Source organism: Variovorax sp. R-27 (genome assembly GCF_049913215.1).
GTDB lineage: Bacteria > Pseudomonadota > Gammaproteobacteria > Burkholderiales > Burkholderiaceae_C > Variovorax.
In genome coordinates this window covers 3,084,727-3,105,395 of record NZ_CP183984.1, presented here as the reverse complement: position 1 = coordinate 3,105,395, position 20,669 = coordinate 3,084,727, and the positions used below count along the sequence as shown (strand labels likewise).

General features: G+C 67.4%; 21 protein-coding genes. 10 read left to right on the top strand and 11 right to left on the bottom strand.

What is annotated here, in order from left to right; genetic code table 11:
- Entirely contained in the window at positions 1-1,185 is a 1,185-nt protein-coding gene (locus tag ACN9MV_RS14410; RefSeq protein WP_093174074.1) for an ABC transporter permease, read from the top strand.
- Positions 1,185-2,333, top strand: a complete 1,149-nt coding sequence (locus ACN9MV_RS14405; protein WP_426392827.1) for an ABC transporter permease — start codon at positions 1,185-1,187, stop codon at positions 2,331-2,333. Before ACN9MV_RS14410 ends, ACN9MV_RS14405 begins: the two co-directional genes overlap by 1 nt.
- Here the strand turns inward: ACN9MV_RS14405 and ACN9MV_RS14400 are convergent.
- Positions 2,330-2,959: a TetR/AcrR family transcriptional regulator gene (locus ACN9MV_RS14400; RefSeq protein ID WP_093074921.1), complete on the bottom strand. Its 630-nt coding sequence runs from the start codon at positions 2,957-2,959 to the stop codon at positions 2,330-2,332. The genes ACN9MV_RS14405 and ACN9MV_RS14400 overlap by 4 nt on opposite strands.
- A 126-nt stretch (positions 2,960-3,085) precedes the next feature.
- On the opposite strand from ACN9MV_RS14400, the gene ACN9MV_RS14395 reads away from it, so the two are divergent.
- On the top strand, positions 3,086-3,928 hold the full coding sequence (locus tag ACN9MV_RS14395; protein WP_426392825.1) for a metal-dependent hydrolase: 843 nt from the start codon (positions 3,086-3,088) through the stop codon (positions 3,926-3,928).
- Between the two features lie 12 nt (positions 3,929-3,940).
- On the opposite strand, the gene ACN9MV_RS14390 is transcribed toward ACN9MV_RS14395, so the two are convergent.
- From ACN9MV_RS14390 to ACN9MV_RS14355, 8 genes are all read right to left on the bottom strand, one after another.
- The gene (locus ACN9MV_RS14390) at positions 3,941-4,531 is read right to left on the bottom strand and encodes a hypothetical protein (RefSeq protein ID WP_093054383.1); all 591 of its coding nucleotides are present in this window, start codon (positions 4,529-4,531) and stop codon (positions 3,941-3,943) included.
- A gap of 250 nt (positions 4,532-4,781) precedes the next feature.
- Positions 4,782-5,012: a hypothetical protein gene (locus tag ACN9MV_RS14385; RefSeq protein ID WP_007836713.1), complete on the bottom strand. Its 231-nt coding sequence runs from the start codon at positions 5,010-5,012 to the stop codon at positions 4,782-4,784.
- A gap of 22 nt (positions 5,013-5,034) precedes the next feature.
- Positions 5,035-5,370 carry a hypothetical protein gene (locus tag ACN9MV_RS14380; RefSeq protein WP_093054381.1) on the bottom strand — a complete coding sequence of 112 codons (336 nt, stop codon included), beginning with the start codon at positions 5,368-5,370 and terminating at the stop codon, positions 5,035-5,037.
- Between the two features lie 17 nt (positions 5,371-5,387).
- Entirely contained in the window at positions 5,388-6,299 is a 912-nt protein-coding gene (locus ACN9MV_RS14375) for a DUF6999 family protein (protein ID WP_093074927.1), read from the bottom strand.
- The gene (locus tag ACN9MV_RS14370) at positions 6,283-8,199 is read right to left on the bottom strand and encodes an iron-containing redox enzyme family protein (protein WP_426392824.1); all 1,917 of its coding nucleotides are present in this window, start codon (positions 8,197-8,199) and stop codon (positions 6,283-6,285) included. Before ACN9MV_RS14370 ends, ACN9MV_RS14375 begins: the two co-directional genes overlap by 17 nt.
- Before the next feature lie 3 nt (positions 8,200-8,202).
- Complete coding sequence (locus ACN9MV_RS14365) at positions 8,203-9,144, bottom strand: fatty acid desaturase (RefSeq protein WP_426392822.1); 942 nt, start codon at positions 9,142-9,144, stop codon at positions 8,203-8,205.
- Positions 9,125-9,898, bottom strand: coding sequence for a sterol desaturase family protein (locus ACN9MV_RS14360; RefSeq protein ID WP_426392821.1), 774 nt, complete (start codon positions 9,896-9,898; stop codon positions 9,125-9,127). Before ACN9MV_RS14360 ends, ACN9MV_RS14365 begins: the two co-directional genes overlap by 20 nt.
- Before the next feature lie 9 nt (positions 9,899-9,907).
- Positions 9,908-11,482 carry a phospholipase D family protein gene (locus ACN9MV_RS14355; RefSeq protein WP_426392819.1) on the bottom strand — a complete coding sequence of 525 codons (1,575 nt, stop codon included), beginning with the start codon at positions 11,480-11,482 and terminating at the stop codon, positions 9,908-9,910.
- A gap of 141 nt (positions 11,483-11,623) precedes the next feature.
- On the opposite strand from ACN9MV_RS14355, the gene ACN9MV_RS14350 reads away from it, so the two are divergent.
- Together ACN9MV_RS14350 and ACN9MV_RS14345 are read left to right on the top strand one after the other, a co-directional pair.
- Complete coding sequence (locus ACN9MV_RS14350; RefSeq protein WP_093054369.1) at positions 11,624-12,178, top strand: peroxiredoxin; 555 nt, start codon at positions 11,624-11,626, stop codon at positions 12,176-12,178.
- A gap of 67 nt (positions 12,179-12,245) precedes the next feature.
- On the top strand, positions 12,246-13,679 hold the full coding sequence (locus tag ACN9MV_RS14345; protein WP_093174086.1) for an aldehyde dehydrogenase family protein: 1,434 nt from the start codon (positions 12,246-12,248) through the stop codon (positions 13,677-13,679).
- Positions 13,680-13,693: 14 nt separating this feature from the next.
- Here ACN9MV_RS14345 and ACN9MV_RS14340 read toward each other — a convergent pair whose 3' ends face one another.
- Positions 13,694-14,614 carry a ZIP family metal transporter gene (locus tag ACN9MV_RS14340; protein WP_426392818.1) on the bottom strand — a complete coding sequence of 307 codons (921 nt, stop codon included), beginning with the start codon at positions 14,612-14,614 and terminating at the stop codon, positions 13,694-13,696.
- 11 nt (positions 14,615-14,625) lie between these two features.
- The gene (locus ACN9MV_RS14335) at positions 14,626-15,261 is read right to left on the bottom strand and encodes a superoxide dismutase (protein WP_093174088.1); all 636 of its coding nucleotides are present in this window, start codon (positions 15,259-15,261) and stop codon (positions 14,626-14,628) included.
- Positions 15,262-15,458: 197 nt separating this feature from the next.
- On the opposite strand from ACN9MV_RS14335, the gene ACN9MV_RS14330 reads away from it, so the two are divergent.
- The 5 genes from ACN9MV_RS14330 (at position 15,459) to glp (ending at position 20,659) form a co-directional block, all read left to right on the top strand.
- Positions 15,459-16,148 carry a hypothetical protein gene (locus tag ACN9MV_RS14330; RefSeq protein ID WP_093054363.1) on the top strand — a complete coding sequence of 230 codons (690 nt, stop codon included), beginning with the start codon at positions 15,459-15,461 and terminating at the stop codon, positions 16,146-16,148.
- Positions 16,149-16,210: 62 nt separating this feature from the next.
- The gene (locus tag ACN9MV_RS14325; protein WP_426392816.1) at positions 16,211-17,488 is read left to right on the top strand and encodes a serine hydrolase domain-containing protein; all 1,278 of its coding nucleotides are present in this window, start codon (positions 16,211-16,213) and stop codon (positions 17,486-17,488) included.
- A 59-nt stretch (positions 17,489-17,547) separates the two neighbouring features.
- Positions 17,548-18,699, top strand: a complete 1,152-nt coding sequence (gene moaA / locus ACN9MV_RS14320) for a GTP 3',8-cyclase MoaA (protein ID WP_426392814.1) — start codon at positions 17,548-17,550, stop codon at positions 18,697-18,699.
- Between the two features lie 14 nt (positions 18,700-18,713).
- Positions 18,714-19,349, top strand: coding sequence for a molybdenum cofactor guanylyltransferase MobA (gene mobA, locus ACN9MV_RS14315; protein WP_426392813.1), 636 nt, complete (start codon positions 18,714-18,716; stop codon positions 19,347-19,349).
- Positions 19,346-20,659 (top strand): gephyrin-like molybdotransferase Glp, encoded by a 1,314-nt coding sequence (gene glp / locus ACN9MV_RS14310; protein ID WP_426392811.1) that lies wholly within the window; start codon positions 19,346-19,348, stop codon positions 20,657-20,659. Before mobA ends, glp begins: the two co-directional genes overlap by 4 nt.
- The last annotated feature ends 10 nt before the right edge of the window (positions 20,660-20,669 follow it).

Below are 20,669 nucleotides of genomic sequence, written 5' to 3'. Positions count from 1 at the left end.
ATGAGCCTGCGCGGCTTTTCCGCAGCCAGCGCACGGCGCGAGTTCGCGCTGCTGCGCACGCGCCCCTGGGACCTGGCGATGGTCTCGTGGGTGCCGCTGCTCGCGGTGTTCCTGATCTGGTGGATCTTCTCGGCCGGCCTCCCCGAGCGGCTGCCGATCGGCGTGCTCGACCAGGACCACTCGTCGCTCTCGCGCCAGCTGGTGCGCTTTCTGGACGCCACGCCCGGCCTGCGCGTGGTGCAGCGGTACGGCGACGAAGGCGAGATGGCGCGTGCCCTGACCAGCGGCGCGGTCGACGCGGCGGTGCAGTTGCCGCGCGACCTGAGCCGTGACGTCAAGCAGGGCCGCGTCGGGCAGGTCGTGCTGCTGCACAACGCGCAGCTCGGCACGCATTCGAGCCTGATCCAGCGCGACGTGCGCACTGCCGTGGCCACGGTTTCGGGCGGGGTCGAGCTCACGGTGCGCAACAAGCGCGGCGAGTCGATGACGGCGGCGCGCGTGAGCATGGAGCCGATCAAGGCGAGCATGGTGGCGCTGTTCAACACCTCGACCGACTACGAGCAGTTTCTCGGCGCGGCGCTGATTCCGGCGCTGCTGCACATTCTTGCGATGACGGCCGGCGCCTGGGCCGTGGGGCGCGAGCTGCGCGACCGCAGCATCGGCGAGTGGCTGGGCGCCGCGCCACGATGGCACGAGGCGCTGGCAGCGCTGGCGGGCAAGCTGGCGCTGCCGTTCGCGAGCCTTTCGGCGGTGGCCATCGCGGCGATGCTGTGGATCACCGCGGGTCGCGGGTGGCATCCGGTCGGTTCGCTCGGGTGGACGCTGTTTGCGCTGGTTGTGTTCCTGGCGCTGTCGATTGCGCTCGGGGCTTTCGCGGCGGCATTCACGCGTTCGCTGCGCACTGCGCTTTCGGCTACGGGCTTCATCACGGCGCCGGCCTTCGCGTTCGGTGGCGTGGGTTTTCCGCTGGTCGCGATGCCCTTCTTAGCGCAGATATGGGCCGGCCTGCTGCCCTACACGCACTACATCCGCGTGCAGATGGAGCAGTTGCAGATGGGCGCGCCGGTGGTGTATTCGGTCGCCACGCCGCTGTGGATGGTGCTGGGCACGGGCGTGCTGCTTGCCGCGTCCGCCGGTGCGCTGGTGCGCGCGGCCGGAGCGCCCGACAGTTGGGGTGGACGGTGATGACTGACGAACAGCTCCACCTCGGCGCCGCATGGCGCGACACCGCGCTCGCCGTGCTGCGCGACAAGGGCGTGCTGCTGATCATGCTGCTCGCGCCCATCATCTACGGCTTCTTCTACCCGTGGCCCTATGGCACGCAGGCCGTGGCGCGCGTGCCGGTGGCAGTGGTCGACCAGGACCACACAGCGCTGTCGCGGCAGATCGCGCGCTTCGCGCTGGCCAATCCGCGGCTCGACGTGCGCATGGTCACGGGAGATGTGCACGAGGCGCAGCAGGCGCTGTGGCGCGGCGACATCGAAGGCTATGCGCTGCTGCCGGCCGACCTCAAGCGCGATGTGCTGCGCGGCACCTCGGCGGTCGTCACCATCGAAGGCAACGGCGCCTATGCGCTGTTGAACAAAGCGGTGCTGTATGGCTTCTCGGAGGCCGTGGGTACGGTGTCGGCCGGGGTCGAGATCCGCAAGCTGCAGGCCGGCGGCCAGAGCGCGATTCAAGCCGCTCGCAGCCGCAGTCCGCTCAACACGCATCTGGTCGCGCTGTTCAACCCGACCGAAGGCTATGGCAGCTACGTGGTGCCGGCGGTGGCACTGCTGATCCTGCAGCAGACGCTGCTGATGGGCGTGGCGATGCTGGCTGGCACCTGGGCCGAGGCGGGGCGGCTGCGGGCGTCGATGGGAGCCTGGCTGGGCCGGCTGGGGGCGCTCTCGGTGTTCAGCTTTCTGAGCGGGCTTTTTTATTTCGGCTGGGTGTTCTTCTTGCAGGACTACCCGCGCGGTGGCAATCCGCTCGGCGCGCTGGTGCTGCTCGCGTTCTACGTGCCGGCGATCTGCACGCTGGGCTTGGTGCTCGGCTGCTGGTTCCGAGACCGCGAGCGGGCCTTGCAGGTGCTGCTGTTCACCGCCCTGCCGATGGCCTTTCTCTCGGGCTTCTCGTGGCCTGTGGAGGCCTTGCCGGGGCCGCTGCAGGCGCTGCGCTGGCTCTTCCCGAGCACGGCGGGCATACAGGCCTCGCTGCGGCTCAACCAGATGGGCGCGCCGCTGCACGACGTACTGCCCTACCTCGGCGTGCTGCTGTCGCTGACTCTTGCGGGGCTGCTGGCGCTGTGGCTCGCGGCCACCCAGCGCACCGCCGGGTCGAAGGGCGTCTAGCGCTGGCTCTCGGCCGCCACGGCGCGCACCAGCCGCGTGGCGGGCGCCACCAGTTCGCGCAGGTCGCCCGCACGGTCCTGCTCGATGGCCTGCAGCACCAGTTCGTTGATGCCGCCGACCACGGTCATCGCCATCTCGCTCGTCAGGTGCACGGCGGGGCCATCCGCGCTGTCGCTGCTGTTGATCGCCACCTGGATGAAGTTGGCGATCTCGTCGTTCACCCGGCGCCGCACCACCAGGCCCGGCATGCCGAGCCCCAGGATCTCGACGAAGAGCGTACGCAGCAGCACCGGGTCTTGCGCGAGGTAATCGAAGTACGCGGTCATGGCCTGCTCGACCTGAGCATGCCAGGGCTGCACCGGGTCGAAGGCCTCGCTCACCGCCTGCAGCGCGAGCCGGCTGGCGGTTTCGTAGAGCGCGATCAGGCACTCGGTCTTGGTGCTGAAGTGTTCGTAGAAAGTGCGGCGCGACACGGCGGCCTCGCGCACGATGTCGGCAATGGTTGTCTCGGCGTAGCCCTTGGCTGCCACGGCGTGCGCCATGCCCTGCAGCAGACGCTTGTAGTGCTCGCTCCCTGGGCCCTCGGCGGACTTGGAAGGGGCTGCTTTTTCGATGGTTTCGCTCATGAACGGCACATTTTCCTACGTCTCGGTACTTGACAGTACCAATTCACAATTGCAACATGGCGGCATGCGGTACTGATTTGTACCAACCATCATCCACGCAGCTCTGCTTTTCCCGAGGCTTGCTTCATGACCGATCTCGTTGTCCGCCGCCTTCTGATCGACCTGCAACCGCCCTTTGCCCGCAACTGGTGCGGCGGCGATGCATTCTCGACCGCTTTCTTCAACGCCCTGTCGATGAGTTTCCCTTTCGGCGAGCAGTTCTTCATCGACGCGGTGCGCGACGCCGTCGCCACGCTGCCGGCCGAAATACAGGAAAAACACAAGGCCGACGTGCGCGGCTTCATCGGGCAGGAAGCCACGCACCGGCGCATTCATTCGCTCTTCAACAACCATCTGGAAAGCCAGGGCCTGGTCGACGGCTGGACGGCGCGCGCCAGCAAGCGCATGGCCCTGATGGAAGAAGCCGACCCACGCCACGCGCTGGCTGTGACGGCAGCCACCGAGCATTTCACGGCGATGTTCGCGGAGTGGCTGCTGGCGCACCCGCAGGTCCTCGACGGCGCCGAGCCCCGGCTGCGCACCATGTGGCTGTGGCACAGCGCGGAAGAGCTGGAGCACAAGAGCGTGGCCTTCGACATCTACCAGGCCGCGGGTGGCTCCGACGAATGGCGCACGCGCTGGTTCCGCCGCGTAACGATGATGTTCCTGGGCGACCTGATGCACCAGACCATCGACAACCTGCGCCACGAAAAGCAGCTGTGGAAATGGTCGACCTGGAAGAGCGCCGCGCGCATCCTGCTGAGCCGCGACGGCCTGCTGCGCGGCAACCTGGCCGGCTGGCGCAGCTACCTGCGCGCGGACTTCCATCCGATGCAGCAGGACAGCAGCCTGTCGGAGCGCTGGCTGGCGGACAACCGTGCGCAGTACACACCGGTGGGCGCGGCGCCTGAGGCGGCCGCTGCCAGCTGACGGGCAAGAAACTCAGTAGAAATTGGCGCGGTGCGGCGCGCCGCTGCCGGCCTGCTGTTGCTGCTCAGGGCGCAGCGTCAGGTCGTGCAGGGTGTCGAAATCGGACGGAGCATCCGGCACGCGCATCACCACTTCGAGCTCGTGCATCGACGCAACCCAACGGCCGGCTGGCGATTCGGCCGGCTCGTCATTGGCGAACACGCCGTCGCGGATGTAGAAGGTCTCGCCCTCCGGGCGCTCGGCATGCAGCTCGATCAGGCGCGCGATCGAGAAGTTGTACGTCACGAGCTTCTCGCGCGTCTTGCGGTCCTTGCCACCGCAATTGAACGAACCTTCGGCCGCGATGACGATGCAGGAGCCGTCTACCCCGCCGTCCATCTCGATCTCGTTGCCCGAGCGCCAGATGGCGTTGGGCAGGCGCACGCGCACCTTGTCGATCACGAGGTCGCGCTGCTTGTTGAGGCTGCCCAGGGGCGGCACCAGCGAACGCAGCTGCCGCAGGCGCTCGGCGAAGTTGTCGTCCATCAGGAATTCGACATGGTGCGTGGCGCTGCCGGACGAGCGTTTGACCACCTGCATGACCACGTGGCGCGACTTAGCCATGGCAGGGCCCCTTTGCAAGCGTTGAATTCCATGTCCCGCGAGGGGCGTCGACGGTGTGGCTGCAATTCATTGGAAATCGGCTACTAGTAGAACTTTAGATTACATGCAATTACATGCATCATTTGTGTCCAACTGTATAACGATTGCCGGCAATGCGGAAGGCCATTCCGTGACTTATGCACGAGGAAATGTCTCCAAAATGCCTCCCCGATGTGCTAGCAGGCGCACTGCCAGCAGCTGGGGTCATCCCCTATTCGAGGGATTCGTCGAGCGCCTTGCAGGAAGGCGCGCACACGGTCTGGGACTTGCCCAGCACCTGGCGCGTACGCAGCTGCGAGCGCACGCGGTGCTTGCCGCACATGAAGCACGACATGGTCGCGCCGCTGAACGACGCCGAGGCGCGGAACGGCGAACCCGGCGTCTTGGACTTGTAACGCAGCCCATCCGCCACCACTGCCGTCTTCACTTCACCCTTCGCCATGCGTCTTGTCCTTGCTGTTCAGTTATGCACTGCGCATTGCGCGTGCAATGGCTTCCCGTGCGCTGATTTCAGCGGCCAAGGAAGCGTCCAACGCCGAGCGGCAAAGCCCGGCGTGCTTGTAATTGAGGTTCTCGTAAACCTCGGCCGCGGCCGGATAGGCATCGAGCAGGCGGCCTAGTTCGGCGCCCTGCTCGACGTCCTCGAACTCATGCACGAGGTGCTCGACCACGGAGCGGTACTGCTCTGCGCCTACGGGCACAGGGCTGTGCTCAAGCTTTTCCAGCAGTTGCGCCAGCACGTGGGTCACTGCCAGATCGGTCTTGGGAGACGGATTATCGGTCGTGTTCATGGTTTCCATCTGGGGGCAGCATACGCCTATGCAAGTGGCTGCTCGTATAGGGATGTCTCCGGCTCCCCCGCTTTTTGCGCCGCCTGCATCCGCTGGAGCAGGCTGTGCAGCATCTCGGTCGAGAGCCCGTGGATCACCAGCCGGTGCCCCGCCCGCAGGGTCGACAGGGGCACCAGCGGATGCTTGTTGTTGACCAGGATCAGGTGTTCGGGCGCGTTCAGGAGCGTCGCCGTGTAGATGCCGATGGTTTCGTCCAGCTGCAAGGAATTGGCCGCGCGCCAGAAATCGTTGTCCGTGAGCATCAGCTGGTAGAGCGGCGTGAACAGCTCGATGGCGCTCTGCAGGTCGAGAAAATTGAGCCTGCCCTGGGGCATGTCCTCCAGCCGCAGCCCTGGCTCCCTGATCATCGAAAAATCGACCTTCTCCGCCTTGCACAGCGCCACGCCCTTGTCGCGCAGCGCCTTGTTCAGCCGGATCACGAAGTTGAAGAGGTTCAGGTCGTGCTTCAGGAACATCTCGTCCTTCAGCGCGTCGATGTCGGCCGGCTCCAGCGGATTGGTGGCCACCGGAGCCGGCGAATTCCGCCCGATGAAGGCCAGCACCTGCGAGCCCAGGTGAAAGTGCCGCAGGATGAGCCAGTTGGCCTCCGGCGACACGAAGCGCTTCAGCCCCCAGGCCAAAAACCGGTGCAGCAGCATCGAATGCGACCAGTTGCGCGGCACGAACACCTTCACGATCTGGATCAGGATGATCGTCAGCCGCGCGATCGGCCGCAGGAACGGCAGCAGATACTGCCGCGAGCCCGAACTCGAATCGGCCAGCCACGCCGCCTTGACGTTGTCGGGCAGCGGCGTGCTCTGGTCGAGGTAGAGCGCCAGCCAGGGACTGGGGTCGCGCTCGTCGTGCGCCTGCGTCAGGAAATCAGGTGTTCGATCCATGGGGCATACGCTCCGTGATGTGCTGGAACTGCATCAGGTACAGCGCGGCCGTGTGGCGCGCGGTGTCTGTAATCTGGCGGGCGGCGCGCGCCTGCCCTTCCACGGCCATCACCATCTCGACCGCCGTGAGCCAGCGGCTCAGGTGGTGCTCGTCGTTGTGGCCGTGGTATTCGAGAAAACGGAAGGCATCGGGCGGCAGCTTCAGGCTGGCCTTCAGCAGCGGCAACAGCGCCGGCACGATGCGCTGGCCCGTGCCCTCGATGATGTAGATCGCGCCCAGCAGGCCGATCGGGTCGCGCGTGGCGGCCAGTCCGTGCAGATAGGCGTTGAGCGCCTCGCCGCCCGGGTTGCGGCGCAGGTCCTCGATGCGCTCGACCGTGCCGCCCGCCTTGCGGTAATCGCTGAAGAGGATGTTGAAGTCGTTCTGCTCCTCGCCCGCGTGCACGCCGATCAGCGAGGCCAGCACCTGGTACGGCTCGCTCAGCGAGGCGGCGCCTTCGCGCATCCACAGGCTGCCCTCGCGCACCTGCGGCACCCATTGCTCCATCCAGTTCAGGTAGTCGGGCACGGCAAAACGGCGCTCGCGGATCTGGCGGACCAGCGGCGTGCGCCAGACGCGCGAGCGGTAGTCGTGCCAGATGGCGGCCAGCTCGGTGAGCAAGGCGCCGAGTCCTTCGGGTGCGGCGGCCGGGTCATGCGGAGGCGCAATGACGAGGTCGTCGTCGGGCACCGCTGCCGCTCGGGGCGCCACCACCACGGGCGCCGCATCGGCTGCCTCGACTTCGAGCAGCATGTACGCCGCCATGAAGCGCCCCGATTCCGGCACGTAGCAGAAGATCTGCTCGCCGGGCTTCAGCGTCTTGGTGTGCAGGAACTCAGCCAGCATCACCAGGATCGACGCTGCTCCGGTGTTGCCGCGCCACGCAAGATTGCTCCACCAGCGTTGGCGCGGAATCGACAGGTCGGCCTTCGCCATCAGGTCCTCGACCACCGGGATGAATTTCTCCGACGAGTAATGGCACAGGAAGTGATCGACCCGCTTCGGATCGACCCAGCCGTCGCGCACCAGCCCCGCGTATTCGTGGATGCCGATGTCGAACAGATGCGGCAGCAGGCGGATGTCCTGCCGCAGCGACAAGGCGCCCGCCGCCTCGGCCTCGGCCCAGGAGCCGAAGTCGAGGTGGCCGCGCGCGCGGTCTTCGGTCAGGCCCAGCTGCATGCAGACCGGGTAGTCGCCCGAGAACGCACGTTGATGCACCCACTTCAGCTTCAGGCGCAACCCAGGCGCGTCGGCCAGTGCGGGCGTGCCGTCGGACAGCAGCAAGGCGCCCGCGCCATCCGACAGCATCCAGCGTAGAAAGTGCGAGTCGAAGTCGGTTTCATAGCCGCGCGCCGCGAAGCGCGAACGCTTGAAGAGGCGCGACGGCATCTCGCTCGCCACCGCCATCGCCGAGCGGTGCGCGCCCAGCTCGATGCCCTGCGCGGCAGTCTGGATCGCCGACACGCCTGCCGCGCAGATGCCGTGCACCGAATGCGTTTCCATCGGCTGAGCCGCCAGTTCGCCCTGGATCATGTTGGCGAATCCCGGCATCAGCGTGTCGCCGCCCGACGAGCCGCTGGCCAGCAGCGACACACGCGACAGCTCCGCACCGCCCCGCCGCAGGCAGTCGCGGATCGCGCCGGCCGCCAGCTGCGCGTTGGTGTGCTGCGTCACGCCTTCCGCATCGATGGCGTAGTGCCGCGTGAGGATGCCGTTCTCCGCCAGGATGCGCCGCTTGATGCGCTCCGACATGCGGTTCAGCGGCGCGATGTACGCGTCCATGCGGTCGTTGGGAATGGGCTCGCCCGGCATGAAGTAACCGGCGCTTTCGAGATAGACGCGTTGGAATGAGACAGGCATGGTTCAGGTGATGGATGAATCGGGAGGCATCAGCGAGCGGCTGCGAAAACGCGGCCACACGGTCCCCAGCACGAACACGCGCACCATGTACGGCACCAGCCCGCCCTCGTTGAGCACAGGATCCACCCGCGCGCGGTAACGCGTGCGATGCAGATGCGTGAGCTCGGACCAATGGGCATGCGGGTTCTCGTGGTGTGCGGTGTGCAGGCCGATGTTGAACAGCAAGGGGTTCACCAGCCCCTCGAAATTGCGGGCGTAGTTCAGCTGGCTACCCGAGGTATCGCCCGGCGCCTCCTTGCGCACGGGTTTTCGGCCGTCGGCATGCGCATGCTGCAGGTAGTTGGTCGCCAGCAGCCAGTGCAGGCCATGCAGCTGCGGCACGATCACAAACAGCAGGGCCTTGCGCCAATCGAGCGCCAGCAGCACCGTCCAGCTGACCAGCCACAGCACGTACTGCGCCATGCAGTAGCGCCATGCGCCGCGCCGATGCTTCTGCAGCCGCGCCAGCCACGCGAAGAACACCGGAATCAGCACCCACACGGCCTGGAACGGATGCAGCAGATAGCCCCGCAGATGATTGGTGTCGCCACCGAAGCGGTAGGTGCGCGCCACGTCCCTCGGCCCGTGCCGGTGGCGATGATGGTTGGCCACGTGCGCGGGCCAGAACACGAAGGTCGGGTGGCCCTGCAGCAGCGTGATCCAGAAATCCGTCAGCCGGTTCATGCGCCGCCCGCGCCACATGCGCAGGTGCACGTGGTTGTGATGGATCACGCCGACGCCGAGCGTCAGGAACAGCATCAGCCCATACAGCAGCGCGTTGAAACCGTGGAGCCATTGCCACGCTGCCAGCGCAGGCAAGGCGGCGAGGTAGGCAAGGCTCTGCCAGTCGCGCCAGTGGCGCAGCCCCGGCAGGCGACGGCTCGCGTCAAGCCGTGGTCGCGCCATGCTTCTTTCGGAAAGCCTGAAGTACCGGCTCGGCTGCATCGGCCGCAATGCGCGTCCTGAAGAGCCGGTCCATGAAAGTGAACTGGAAACCGTAGTTGCCGTTGTGCACGGCATGGTGCAGATGGTGCCGGCGGCTTGCCGCGAACCAGTGGCTGTACGACACGCCCGTGAAGAAGTCGTAGTTCGAATGCCCGATGCAGTTGAAGAACAGGCTGAACACCGGCACCGCCGCCAGCGACCAGAAGCTGAAGTCGTGCACCACCATCGGCAGCAGGATCACGTTGCCGAGCATCAGCGCCTCGACGGGATGGAAGCTGTAGGTCGCCCAGGGCGTAGTCACGAACGAGCGGTGATGCGGCCCGTGAAAGCGCCGCAGCCAGCGCGTGTGCAGCAATCGGTGGTTGATCCAGAAATGCACGTCGTTCCAGAACGCGAGCACGAGGATCTCGACCGCGATCTGCTGCCACCCCGCATCGCCGTCGAGCCGCGCCCAGCCAAGCTGAAGCAGCCCCCACGGAAACACCATGCCCAGCCCGAAGATCAACACCGACACGCCCGACTGCCCCAGCTCGCGCCGCAGTTGCCCCGGCTGCATCGGCCGCGGATCGAGTTCGCGCCCGATGCCCAGCGCCGGCAGCACGCGCTTCGTCAGCAGCCACGTGATGCCGCCGAAGCCGAGATAGATGCCGCCGAAAAAAAGCACGCCCCACAGCATGACCTGCGGGGCGGACAACGAAGTGAAGGTCTGCGCCATCCCCCGAGGCTACAACAGCATCTCGGGAACGATCGGCGCTATGAGCATGTTGTAGAAGCGCTGGAAGAAGCTCGACTCCGGCTCCGAGGTCAGGATCACTTCTTTCTCGCCGTCGTTCGTCAGCCATTGCAGCGTGCCGGTGTCCTTGGCCAGCCGCAGCCGGTAGGAGTTCTGCAGCTTGCTGATGTTGATGACGCGCATCATCTCGCGCGCCAGCTGCGGGCTGTCGACCACCAGCCCCATCTCGGTGTTCTGGCTGGCCGAGCGCGGGTCGAGGTTCATCGAGCCGATGAAGATGCGTGTCTTGTCGATGGCCGCGGTCTTGGCATGCAGCCGCCCGAGCGACTTGCCGAACATGCCGAAGCGCTCGCCTGCGCTGGTGCGCTGCGGGCTCAGCTCGTACAGGTCGGCCCCGCCTTGCAACAGCCGCTCGCGATAGCGCGCGTAACCGGTGTGCACCAGCGGCTCGTCGTTGGCGGCCAGCGAATTGGTCAGCAACGTGAGCTTGACTTTGCGCCGGGTCAGGTCCTCGAAGGCCTCCATGCCGCGCTCGCCCGGCACCAGGTACGGCGAGGTCATGTCGACCTCGGTCTTGGCGTCGAGCAGCAGCGCCCAGACCTTCATCGTCACGCTGGTGGAGATCGCCTCGTCGGCTGTCATGGTCGCGGGCTTGGTGGGCGGGTCGGCGATGGCACGGGCCTCGCCCCACAGCAGGCCCATGCGGCCGCCGTCGAGCTCTTCGGCAATGGGGCCGTAGCCGAGGATGTCGGACGGCGGCAACACGATCTTCGGCGGCGGCGCGGCCATGCCCACCCAGCTGTCGAAGTCGGTGCCGGTCGGCTTGCGGCCGCCCTCGCCCGTCACGATGTCGGCAATGGGCCAGACCTGTTCGCTGTTCCAGTAGGCGTCGAAGATCGACTCGAGCTGCGGCACCACCTTGCCGACCACCAGCGCGTCCATGTCGATGAAGTTCTGCGCCTCGCTCAGCACGAAATACTCGTCGGCGATGTTGCGCCCGCCCACCACCGCCATCACGCCGTCGGCAATGAAGAGCTTGTTGTGCATGCGGTGGTTGAGCCGCGGAATCTCCCACGGCGACGCCGCAAAGCGCGAGAGGAAACCGTTGCGCCCGCAGCAGAACGGGTTGAACAGGCGCACGTCGACATTGGGCGCCTCGGACAGCGCCAGCAGCAACTGCTGGCTCTTCACGGTGTACAGGTCGTCCACCAGCACTCTCACCTTCACGCCCCGGCCCGCAGCCTCGCGCAGCGTGCGCAGCAGCAGGCGGCCAACGGCATCGTTCTCGAGCTGGTAGTACTGCACCACCAGCGAGCGCTGGGCCCGCTGGGCCAGCTGGATGCGCGCATCGAGCGAGTACACGCCCAGTGGCATCAGCCGGAAGCCCGAATGCTCGTCGGGCGGCGTGGAGGCGGCGACGATCTTCGCCAGCGTGGTCGACGGGTCGGCCGAGGCGGCGAACTCGGCGGGCCGCTCCCGCGCCGGCGGCAGCGAGCCGCAGGCGCCGAGTGCCGCTATCAGGACGCCCGCGAGCGCGATGCGCAGAAACGAGAGCCAGGTGTTCATGATGGTTCGCCCATTGCTTGGTGCTTCCCGCCGTTTTTCGGTTGTTGTGTTCAATACGCCGGCCAGCCCGCGCCGGTTTCAAAGGCCCATTCAGGGGATGCTCAAGCCTAGAATTCGCTCCACATCGCTCGGAGTTACATCATGGCTCGTTCGCACCTCCATCGCATCGCATGGATGACGATTTTTGCAGCCCTTGCCCACCCTGCCTGGGCCGCCCTGGACATCGGCGACCCCGTGCCCAAGTTCACCGCCAACGCCGCCCTGGGCGGCAAGACCTTCCGCTACTCGCTGGCTGATGCGCTCGCCAAGGGACCGGTGGTGTTGTACTTCTTTCCTGCGGCAGATTCCAACGACTGCTCGATCGAGGCCCACGCCTTCGCCGAAGCCGTCGACCAGTTCGCCGCGCTGGGCGCCACCGTGATCGGCGTCTCGGCGGACGACATAGGTACCCTGTCGAAGTTCTCGGTCAAGTCGTGCCAGAGCCGATTTCCGGTGGCATCGGACGAGAACAAGACCGTGATCCAGGGTTTCGACGCGCTGATGCAGACGCGGCCGGACTTCGCCAACCGCCTGTCGTACGTGATTTCGCCGGACGGCAAGGTCGCCTACTACTACCAGAACCTGAATCCGGACAAGCACGTGGAGCGCATGTTGAATGCCGTGAAGGCGTTGCCGAAGGCCACCGCCGCCAAGTAGACACGAGCAGAGGGACGCCGGGCCGCCCGGCCACGGATTGCGCGTGCTTCGCGCAAAATCCAGCCCCATGCAGCTCAACTACATCGCCAACGCGGACGTCCCGTCCTCCTCCGGCCGCACCCTGCCGGTCATCGATCCTTCCGACGGCCAGGCCTTCGACGAAATCCAGCGCAGCAATGCCGCCGACATCGACTCCGCCGTGCGCGCCGCGCGCGACTGCTTCGAGGGTGTCTGGCACAAGGTCAGCGCTGCCGACCGCAGCCGCCTGCTCTACAAGCTCTCGCAAAAGATCGCCGAGCACGTCGACGAACTGGCGCTCATCGAGCAGCGCGACTGCGGCAAGCCCGTCAAGCAGGCGCGTGCCGACGCGGTGGCGCTGGTGCGCTATTTCGAGTTCTATGCCGGCGCCTGCGACAAGCTGCACGGCGAGACCATCCCCTACCAGGACGGCTACAGCGTCTTCACCTGGCGCGAGCCGCACGGCGTTACCGGCCACATCATTCCGTGGAACTACCCGATGCAGATCTTCGGGCGCAGCGTGGGCGGCGCCCTGGCGGCGGGCAACGTGTGCGTGGTGAAGCCGGCCGAAGACGCCTGCCTCTCGCTGATCCGCGTGGCGCAGCTGGCAGCCGAGGTCGGCTTTCCGGCCGGCTCGCTCAACATCGTGACGGGCTACGGCCATGAAGTGGGCGACGCGCTCGCGCGGCACGAAGGCATCGACCACATCAGCTTCACCGGCAGCCCGAAGATCGGCACGCTGATCCAGCAGGTGGCAGCCGAGCGGCATTGCCCTGTCACGCTGGAGCTGGGCGGCAAGAGCCCGCAGATCATCTTTGCGGACGCCGACCTCGACGCGGCCATTCCCGTTGTCATCAACGCGATCGTGCAGAACGCCGGCCAGACCTGCTCGGCCGGCTCGCGGGTGCTGATCCAGCGCGGCATCTACGAACCGCTGCTCGAGCGCCTGGGCCATGCCTTCGAAGCCCTGCGCGTCGGCCCCGCGGCCATGGACCTCGACGTGGGCCCGCTGATCCGCCAGACGCAGCAGCAGCGCGTGTGGGACTTCCTGAGCGACGCGCAGCATGCCGGCATCCCGATGGTGGCGCAGGGCATCGTGGTCGAGGAAGCGCCCGAGACTGGCTTCTACCAGGCGCCCACTCTGCTGCGCGATGTGCCGGTCGGGCATCGACTGGCGCAGGAAGAAGTGTTCGGCCCGGTGCTGGCCGCGATGTCCTTCACCGACGAAGACGAAGCGGTCGCGCTCGCCAATGCCACGCAGTTCGGCCTGGTGGCGGGCGTGTGGACCGCCGACGGTTCGCGCCAGTTCCGCATGGCCAAGCGCGTGCGCAGCGGCCAGGTGTTCATCAACAACTACGGCGCGGGCGGAGGCGTCGAATTGCCCTTCGGCGGCGTCAAGTCCTCAGGCTATGGACGAGAGAAGGGCTTCGAAGCGCTGTACGGTTTCACCACGCTGAAAACCGTCGCCGTCAAGCACGGCTGACCGCGCGGGGCTGGTCAGCCCAGCGCGGTGTCCAGCAGCATCATCAGCACGAAGCCGATCATCAGCCCGCTCGTGGCAAAGGCTTCGTGCCCCTTGCGGTGCGACTCGGGAATGATCTCGTGGCTGATCACGAACAGCATCGCGCCCGCCGCAAAGCCGAGCCCCCAAGGCAGCAGCATCGCCGAATGGCCGACCACGGCCGCGCCCAGCACCGCACCCAGCGGCTCCACCAGCCCCGAGGCCATGCCGATCAGCACCGCGAACACACGGCTGTAGCCAGCAGCCAGCAGCGCCACCGCGACCACCAGGCCCTCGGGCACGTCCTGGATTGCGATGCCGGTGGCCAGCGCGTCGGCGCGCAGCCCGTTGTTGGCCGCATAGCCCACGCCGATGGCCAGGCCTTCGGGCACGTTGTGCAGCGCGATCGCAAACACGAAGAGCCAGGTGCGGCGCAACTGCCTGGCGGCCTGGCCTTCGCGGCCCTTGATGAAGTGTTCGTGCGGCAGCACGCGGTCCATCAGCATCAGCACGATGCCGCCGAGCAGGATGGCGGAGCCGATCACCCCGCCCGCCGCCCAGTTGTCGCCGCCGAACACGCCCACATTCTTTGCGGCCTCCAGGCCCGGGATGATCAGCGAGAAGGCGCTGGCCGCCAGCATCACGCCGGCGCCGAAGCCGAACAGCGTGTCCTGCAGCCGCTCCGGGAGCTTCTGCGAGAACAGCACCGGCAGCGTGCCGAGCGCGGTCGCCAGCGCGGCTACCGAGCCGCCTAGCAAGGCATTCCATACCAGCGGATCGCCGCGCACGAACTGCCAGAACTGCAACACGCCCACCAGCACGCCGGCCGCGACGATGGCGAAGCCGACCCACTCGCGGATCGGGCGGGCCTGCCTGGGTTGCCGTCCTGCCATCGCGCGCTGCTGCGGCTCGTTCATGGGCCTGCTCCTCAGCCGCCGGTCGCGGCGGCGTGACGCCGGGCCACCTCGGCCCAGTTCACGACGTTGTAGAAGGCCGCGATGTATTCGGGACGGCGGTTCTGGTACTTGAGGTAGTAGGCGTGCTCCCATACGTCGAGCCCGAGGATCGGCGTGTTGCCAGAGCCGATACCGCGCATCAGCGGGCTGTCCTGGTTGCCGCTGCTCTCCACGGCGAGCTTGCCGCCGGGGCCTGCCGACAGCCACGCCCAGCCGCTGCCGAAGCGCGTGAGGGCGGCCTTGGTGAAGGCCTCCTTGAAGGCGTCGAAACCGCCCAGGTCGGTGTCGATGGCTTCCGCGAGCGCCCCAGTAGGCGTGCCGCCACCGCCCTGCCCGACTGGCGCCATCACGGTCCAGAACAGGCTGTGGTTGGCGTGCCCGCCGCCGTTGTTGCGCACCGGCGCGCGCAGCGCCTCGGGCAGCTGCTCGACGTTGGCGATCAGTTCTTCGACCGGCGTTCCCTCGTGCGGCGTGTCTTTCAGGGCCGCATTGAGGTTGTTCACATAGGTCTGGTGGTGCTTGCCGTGGTGGATTTCCATCGTCTGCGCGTCGATGTGCGGTTCGAGCGCATCGAAGGCATAGGGCAAGGCTGGCAGGGTGTACGGCACGGTCGAAAAGCTCCTTGGTTGGAAGAGCCCTTTGCGTTGTCGACGTGTTTGCGTACTCAGGCACCTAAATGATAGGAATTCTCATTGTCCATGTCAAGACATCTGCGGCAGAGATGGCGCAAACCGGCCATTTCAGGAAGCTTTCGGCAACGATAGATACACTGCGCTGCGGCACGTTTCCCGGGAGATTTCCAACGATGAAGCTCAAGAGCATCCTTCCCTTCGCCCTGCTCGCCTGCGCCGGCCTCGCCGCCGCGCAGACCGCCACGCCGCCGGCCGGCGACTACATCTACGAACGGGGCAGCGGCTCGCTGCGCGTCAAGCCCGACGGGCACTTCGACATCACCACCATCGGCGCCAACGCACACACCTGCGCACTCGACGGCACCATCGTGCGCGGCAAGGCCAAGCTCGACGACTCGGCGTGTGTGGTGAACTTCGCGGTCAACGCCGACAAGGTGCAGGTCACGACCAACGGCGCGGATCAATGCCGCGACAACTGCGGCGCGCGCGCCGGCTTCGAGGGCACCTACACCCGCCCCATCCCCGCCTGCACCGACAAGGCCGTGGCCAACTCGCGCAAGACCTTCAAGCGCCAGTACGACGCGAAGGATTACGCTGCCGCGCAGACCACCCTCGCGCCCGTGCTCTCGGACTGCGACAAGACCCTCGACTGGATCACCAAGGCCTGGCTGCGCAACGACCTCGCGCTCACCCAGTTCAAGCTCAACGACCGCGCCGCCTGCCTCAAGACCCTGCAGCCGCTGGCCGAGGACGCCGACCGCACCGACGACGGCATCAAGGACAACTACCCGCCGGCCGACGCCGAGATCTTCCTGCCCGTGGTCCGCGCCACCCGCACGAACCTGAAGCTCTGCCGCGGATAGCCCGCAGCCGCCCACGAGAGGCGGCACAGGTTTTCCATTCACAACAAGACGGAGACAACACCATGAGATTCCTGAAGCGCAGCCTGCGCGCGGCCGTGCTCGGCCTGGCCCTTCCCCTGCTGGCGGCGGCGCAATCGCTGCCGACAGCCAGGCCTGAACAGGTCGGCCTCTCGACCGGGCGCCTGCAGATGCTCACCGACGTGCTCAAGGCCGACGTGGCCGCCGGCAAGATTCCGGGCGCGGTGCTGCTGGTGGCGCGCCAGGGCAAGGTCGCGTGGTTCGAACCGGTCGGCAAGCTCGACCCTGTGGCCGGCACTCCAATGCCGCGCGACGGTATCTTCCGCATCTATTCGATGAGCAAGCCCATCACCACGGTGGCCGCGATGATGCTGGTGGAAGACGGCCGGCTGAAGCTCGACGACCCGATCTCGACCTACCTGCCCGAGTTCGCCACCATGACGGTGGGCGTCGAGAAGCCCGGCGCCGACGGCAAGCCGGTGCTCGACACCGTGCCCGCGCGCCGCCCGATCACCGTGCAGGACCTGATGCGCCACACATCGGGCCTGACCTACGGCTTCTTCGGCCCGGGCCTCGTGAAGCAGGCCTACAACGCCGCCGACCTGGGCGTCGGCGACCCGACGCTGGCCGAGTTCTCCCAGCGCCTTGCCAAGCTGCCGCTGGCCTACCAGCCCGGCACGACCTGGGAGTACAGCCAGTCGACCGACATCCTCGGCCGCGTGATCGAGGTGGTGTCGGGCCAGTCGCTCTACCAGTTCGAGAAAACCCGCCTGCTCGACCCGCTGGGCATGAAGGACACCAGCTACTACGTGCCCGAGCCGGCGCGCCAGCCGCGCATTGCCGAGCCGCTGGCCAGCGACCGCAGCTTCGGCGTGGGCGCCGAGTTCAACGACCCGCGCGTCGTGCGCAAGTACGAATCGGGCGGCGGCGGGCTGGTGTCGACCGCGAACGACTACGCGCGCTTCCTGCAGATGCTGCTCAATGGCGGCTCGCTCGACGGCAAGCGCTACCTCGGCCCGCGCACCATCGCGCTGATGACCGCCGACCATTCCAACGCGGGCGCCGGCATCGTGCCCGGCCCGCTCTACCTGCCGGGCCCGGGCTACGGCTTCGGCCTGGGCTTTGCCGTGCGCCGCAACGACGGCGAGGCGCCCTACCCGTCGGCCGGCGGTGAATACAACTGGGGCGGCGCGGGCGGCACCTACATGTGGGTCGACCCGAAGAACGAGATGTTCGTTTTGCTCATGCTGCAGTCGCCAAAGTACAGAACACATTACAGAACATTGACCCGGGACATGATTTATGCGGCGGTGATCAAGTAGCCTCCGATTCACAGGCCCTTGGGGCCTGGCGCAAAATCGGAGCCCCCTTCCACGAAGCCATGAAGAACAGCAGCAGCACCGTCATCCCGATCTCCACGATCGGCCGCGCACGCCCCGCCGTGGCCGTACCGGAGATTGCCGTGCCCGCCACGGGGTTGCTGCTCGACCGCCTGGGCCGGCCCATGACCGACCTGCGCATCAGCGTGACCGACCGCTGCAACTTCCGCTGCAGCTACTGCATGCCGAAGGATGTGTTCGACAAGGACTACAAGTACCTGCCGCACAGCGCGCTGCTGAGCTTCGAGGAAATGACGCGGCTGGCCCGCCTGTTCGCCGCCCACGGCGTGCGCAAGATCCGGCTGACCGGCGGCGAGCCGCTGCTGCGCAAGAACATCGAGGGGCTCATCGAACAACTCGCCGAGATCCGCACACCCGCTGGCGAACCGCTGGCGCTGACGCTCACCACCAACGGCTCGCTGCTCGCGCGCAAGGCCGGCGCGCTCAAGGCTGCCGGCCTGCAGCGCGTGACGGTGAGCCTCGACAGCCTCGACGACGCCGTGTTCCGCCACATGAACGACGTCGACTTTCCGGTGGCCGACGTGCTCGCCGGCATCGACGCGGCAATCGCCGCTGGCCTCGGCCCCATCAAGGTCAACATGGTGGTCAAGCGCGGCGCCAACGATCAAGAAATCCTGCCGATGGCCCGCTACTTCCGCACGCACCACGGCGGCAAGGTGGTGCTGCGCTTCATCGAGTACATGGACGTGGGCGCCACCAACGGCTGGCGCATGGACGAGGTGCTGCCCTCGGCCGACGTCATCGCGCGCATCCATGCCGAATTTCCGCTGGTGCCGCTCGAAGCCGCCACGCCCGGCGAAACCGCCCAGCGCTGGGCCTATGCCGACGGCACCGGCGAAATCGGCGTGATCAGCAGCGTCACCCAGGCCTTCTGCCACGACTGCAGCCGCGCGCGCCTGTCGACCGAAGGCAAGCTCTACCTCTGCCTCTTCGCCAGCGCCGGCCACGACCTGCGCCCACTGCTGCGCGGCACCGCCAGCGACGACGACATCTCCTCGGCCATCGGCCACATCTGGCAGGGCCGCGCCGACCGCTACTCCGAGTTGCGCGCCCTGCACGGTCCGGACGACGACAGTGGCGATGCCGGCGACAAGGCCCCGCGCCGCGTCGAGATGAGCTACATCGGCGGATGACGCAGGCGGCCGCCATGCCCGCGCACGCCACCATCGCAACCGCCGACATCACGGGGCTGCTGCTGGCCGGCGGACGCGGCTCGCGCATGGGCGGTGTCGACAAGGGGCTGCAGCCTTTCAACGGCGAACCGCTGGCGCTGCATGCAATACGGCGGCTGGGGCCGCAGGTCGGCCGGCTGATGGTCAATGCCAATCGCAACCTCGCCGACTACGAAGCCTTCGGCGTGCCGGTGCGGCCCGACAGCCTCGCGGACTATGCGGGGCCGCTCGCGGGCTTTCTGGCCGGGCTGGAGCACTGCACCACGCCCTGGCTGCTGACCGTGCCTTGCGACACCCCCCTGTTCCCGACCGACCTGGCCGCCCGGCTCGCCGAAGCGGTCGTTGCCGGCAATGCGGAAATCGCCATCGCCACCGCGCCCGAAGCCGCCGAGGGCGACGTGGTGCTGCGCCCCCAACCCGTCTTCTGCCTGCTGCGCGCCGACCTGCGCGGCAGCCTGCAGCGCTACACCGAAGCCGGCGGCCGCAAGGTCCACGCATGGACCGCGCAGCACCGTACGGTGCACGTGCCCTTCGACCGCCCCGGCGACGCGCCCGACGCCTTTTTCAACGCCAACACCCTGGCCGAACTGCACGCCCTCGAAAACCGATGAGCCGCATCGCAGACATCGCTTCCACCCTCACGGGCTATGACGACGCCGCCGACCTGAGCGTCGAGGCCGTCCACGCCTTCCTTTCGCAACTGACGGCCACGGCCGTCGTCACGCAGCGCGAGAGCGTTTCGTTGCTCGATGCCCTCGGCCGCGTGCTGGCCGAAGACATCGTCTCGCCCATCAGCGTGCCGCCGCACGACAACTCCGCCATGGACGGCTACGCCTTCGACGGCTCGGTGCTGCCCAAGGACGCCCCCATCGACGCCTCCATCACGCTGCGCGTGGCGGGCACGGCGCTGGCCGGTGCGGCCTGGCGCGGCGCGCTGGGCGCGGGCGATGCGGTGCGCATCATGACCGGCGCGATGATGCCGGCGGGCCTCGACACCGTCATTCCGCAGGAGTTCTGCAAGGTCGACGGCGACCGCGTGTGCTTCCCGGCCAAGGTGCTGCGCCGCGGCGACAACCGCCGCTTCGCGGGCGAAGACCTGATGAAGGGCCAGCCCGCGCTGCGCAAGGGCGAACGCCTCTCGCCCGCCGCGCTCGGCATGGTCGCGAGCCTCGGCCTGCCGGGCGTGCCCGCGCTGCGGCGGCTGCCGGTGGCCTGTTTTTCGACCGGCGACGAGATCCTGAGCCTCGGCGACGCGCCGCGCGAAGGCGCCGTGTACGACAGCAACCGCTACACCGTGATCGGCCTACTCACGCGACTGGGCTGCGAGGTGATCGACCTCGGCCTGGTGCGCGACGACCCGGCCACGCTCGCCGCCACGCTGCAGCGCGCCGCGCGCGAGGCCGATGCCATCGTCACCAGCGGCGGCGTCAGCGCGGGCGCGGCCGACCACACGCGCGACGTGATGCAGCAGCTGGGCGACATGGCGTTCTGGCGCGTGGCCATGCGCCCGGGCCGTCCACTCGCTGTGGGGTTGATTCCGCGCGAGGCGTCACCGCAGCCGGCCGTGCTGTTCGGCCTGCCGGGCAATCCGGTGGCGGTGATGGTCACCTTCCTGGCCTTCGTGCGGCCGGCGCTGCTGCGCATGATGGGCTGCCATGAAGCAGCCGCCGCGCCGCCACCGCTGCTGCGCGCGCGCAGCACGAGCCCGATCCGCAAGAAGCCGGGCCGCACCGAATACCAGCGCGGCTTCGTGAAGAACGTGCGGGGCGCGTTGCCCGAAGTGTGCGTTGCGAGCCACCAGGGCTCCGGGGTGCTCAGCTCGATGGTCGAGGCCAACGGGCTTGTGGTGCTGCACCACGACCAGGGCAGCGTGGCAGCGGGCGACGAGGTGGATGTGATGATGTTCGACGGCGTGATCTAGCTGCCGGGGA

Coding starts and splice junctions, on each gene's coding strand:
- moaA (WP_426392814.1), top strand. CDS start 17,548: ATGAAGAACAGCAGCAGCACCGTCATCCCGATCTCCACGATCGGCCGC.
- ACN9MV_RS14345 (WP_093174086.1), top strand. CDS start 12,246: ATGCAGCTCAACTACATCGCCAACGCGGACGTCCCGTCCTCCTCCGGC.
- ACN9MV_RS14370 (WP_426392824.1), bottom strand. CDS start 8,199: ATGCCTGTCTCATTCCAACGCGTCTATCTCGAAAGCGCCGGTTACTTC.
- ACN9MV_RS14355 (WP_426392819.1), bottom strand. CDS start 11,482: ATGAACACCTGGCTCTCGTTTCTGCGCATCGCGCTCGCGGGCGTCCTG.
- ACN9MV_RS14400 (WP_093074921.1), bottom strand. CDS start 2,959: ATGAGCGAAACCATCGAAAAAGCAGCCCCTTCCAAGTCCGCCGAGGGC.
- ACN9MV_RS14390 (WP_093054383.1), bottom strand. CDS start 4,531: ATGGCTAAGTCGCGCCACGTGGTCATGCAGGTGGTCAAACGCTCGTCC.
- ACN9MV_RS14380 (WP_093054381.1), bottom strand. CDS start 5,370: ATGGAAACCATGAACACGACCGATAATCCGTCTCCCAAGACCGATCTG.
- mobA (WP_426392813.1), top strand. CDS start 18,714: ATGCCCGCGCACGCCACCATCGCAACCGCCGACATCACGGGGCTGCTG.
- ACN9MV_RS14350 (WP_093054369.1), top strand. CDS start 11,624: ATGGCTCGTTCGCACCTCCATCGCATCGCATGGATGACGATTTTTGCA.
- ACN9MV_RS14325 (WP_426392816.1), top strand. CDS start 16,211: ATGAGATTCCTGAAGCGCAGCCTGCGCGCGGCCGTGCTCGGCCTGGCC.
- ACN9MV_RS14410 (WP_093174074.1), top strand. CDS start 1: ATGAGCCTGCGCGGCTTTTCCGCAGCCAGCGCACGGCGCGAGTTCGCG.
- ACN9MV_RS14365 (WP_426392822.1), bottom strand. CDS start 9,144: ATGGCGCGACCACGGCTTGACGCGAGCCGTCGCCTGCCGGGGCTGCGC.
- ACN9MV_RS14360 (WP_426392821.1), bottom strand. CDS start 9,898: ATGGCGCAGACCTTCACTTCGTTGTCCGCCCCGCAGGTCATGCTGTGG.
- ACN9MV_RS14340 (WP_426392818.1), bottom strand. CDS start 14,614: ATGAACGAGCCGCAGCAGCGCGCGATGGCAGGACGGCAACCCAGGCAG.
- ACN9MV_RS14330 (WP_093054363.1), top strand. CDS start 15,459: ATGAAGCTCAAGAGCATCCTTCCCTTCGCCCTGCTCGCCTGCGCCGGC.
- glp (WP_426392811.1), top strand. CDS start 19,346: ATGAGCCGCATCGCAGACATCGCTTCCACCCTCACGGGCTATGACGAC.
- ACN9MV_RS14385 (WP_007836713.1), bottom strand. CDS start 5,012: ATGGCGAAGGGTGAAGTGAAGACGGCAGTGGTGGCGGATGGGCTGCGT.
- ACN9MV_RS14395 (WP_426392825.1), top strand. CDS start 3,086: ATGACCGATCTCGTTGTCCGCCGCCTTCTGATCGACCTGCAACCGCCC.
- ACN9MV_RS14375 (WP_093074927.1), bottom strand. CDS start 6,299: ATGGATCGAACACCTGATTTCCTGACGCAGGCGCACGACGAGCGCGAC.
- ACN9MV_RS14405 (WP_426392827.1), top strand. CDS start 1,185: ATGACTGACGAACAGCTCCACCTCGGCGCCGCATGGCGCGACACCGCG.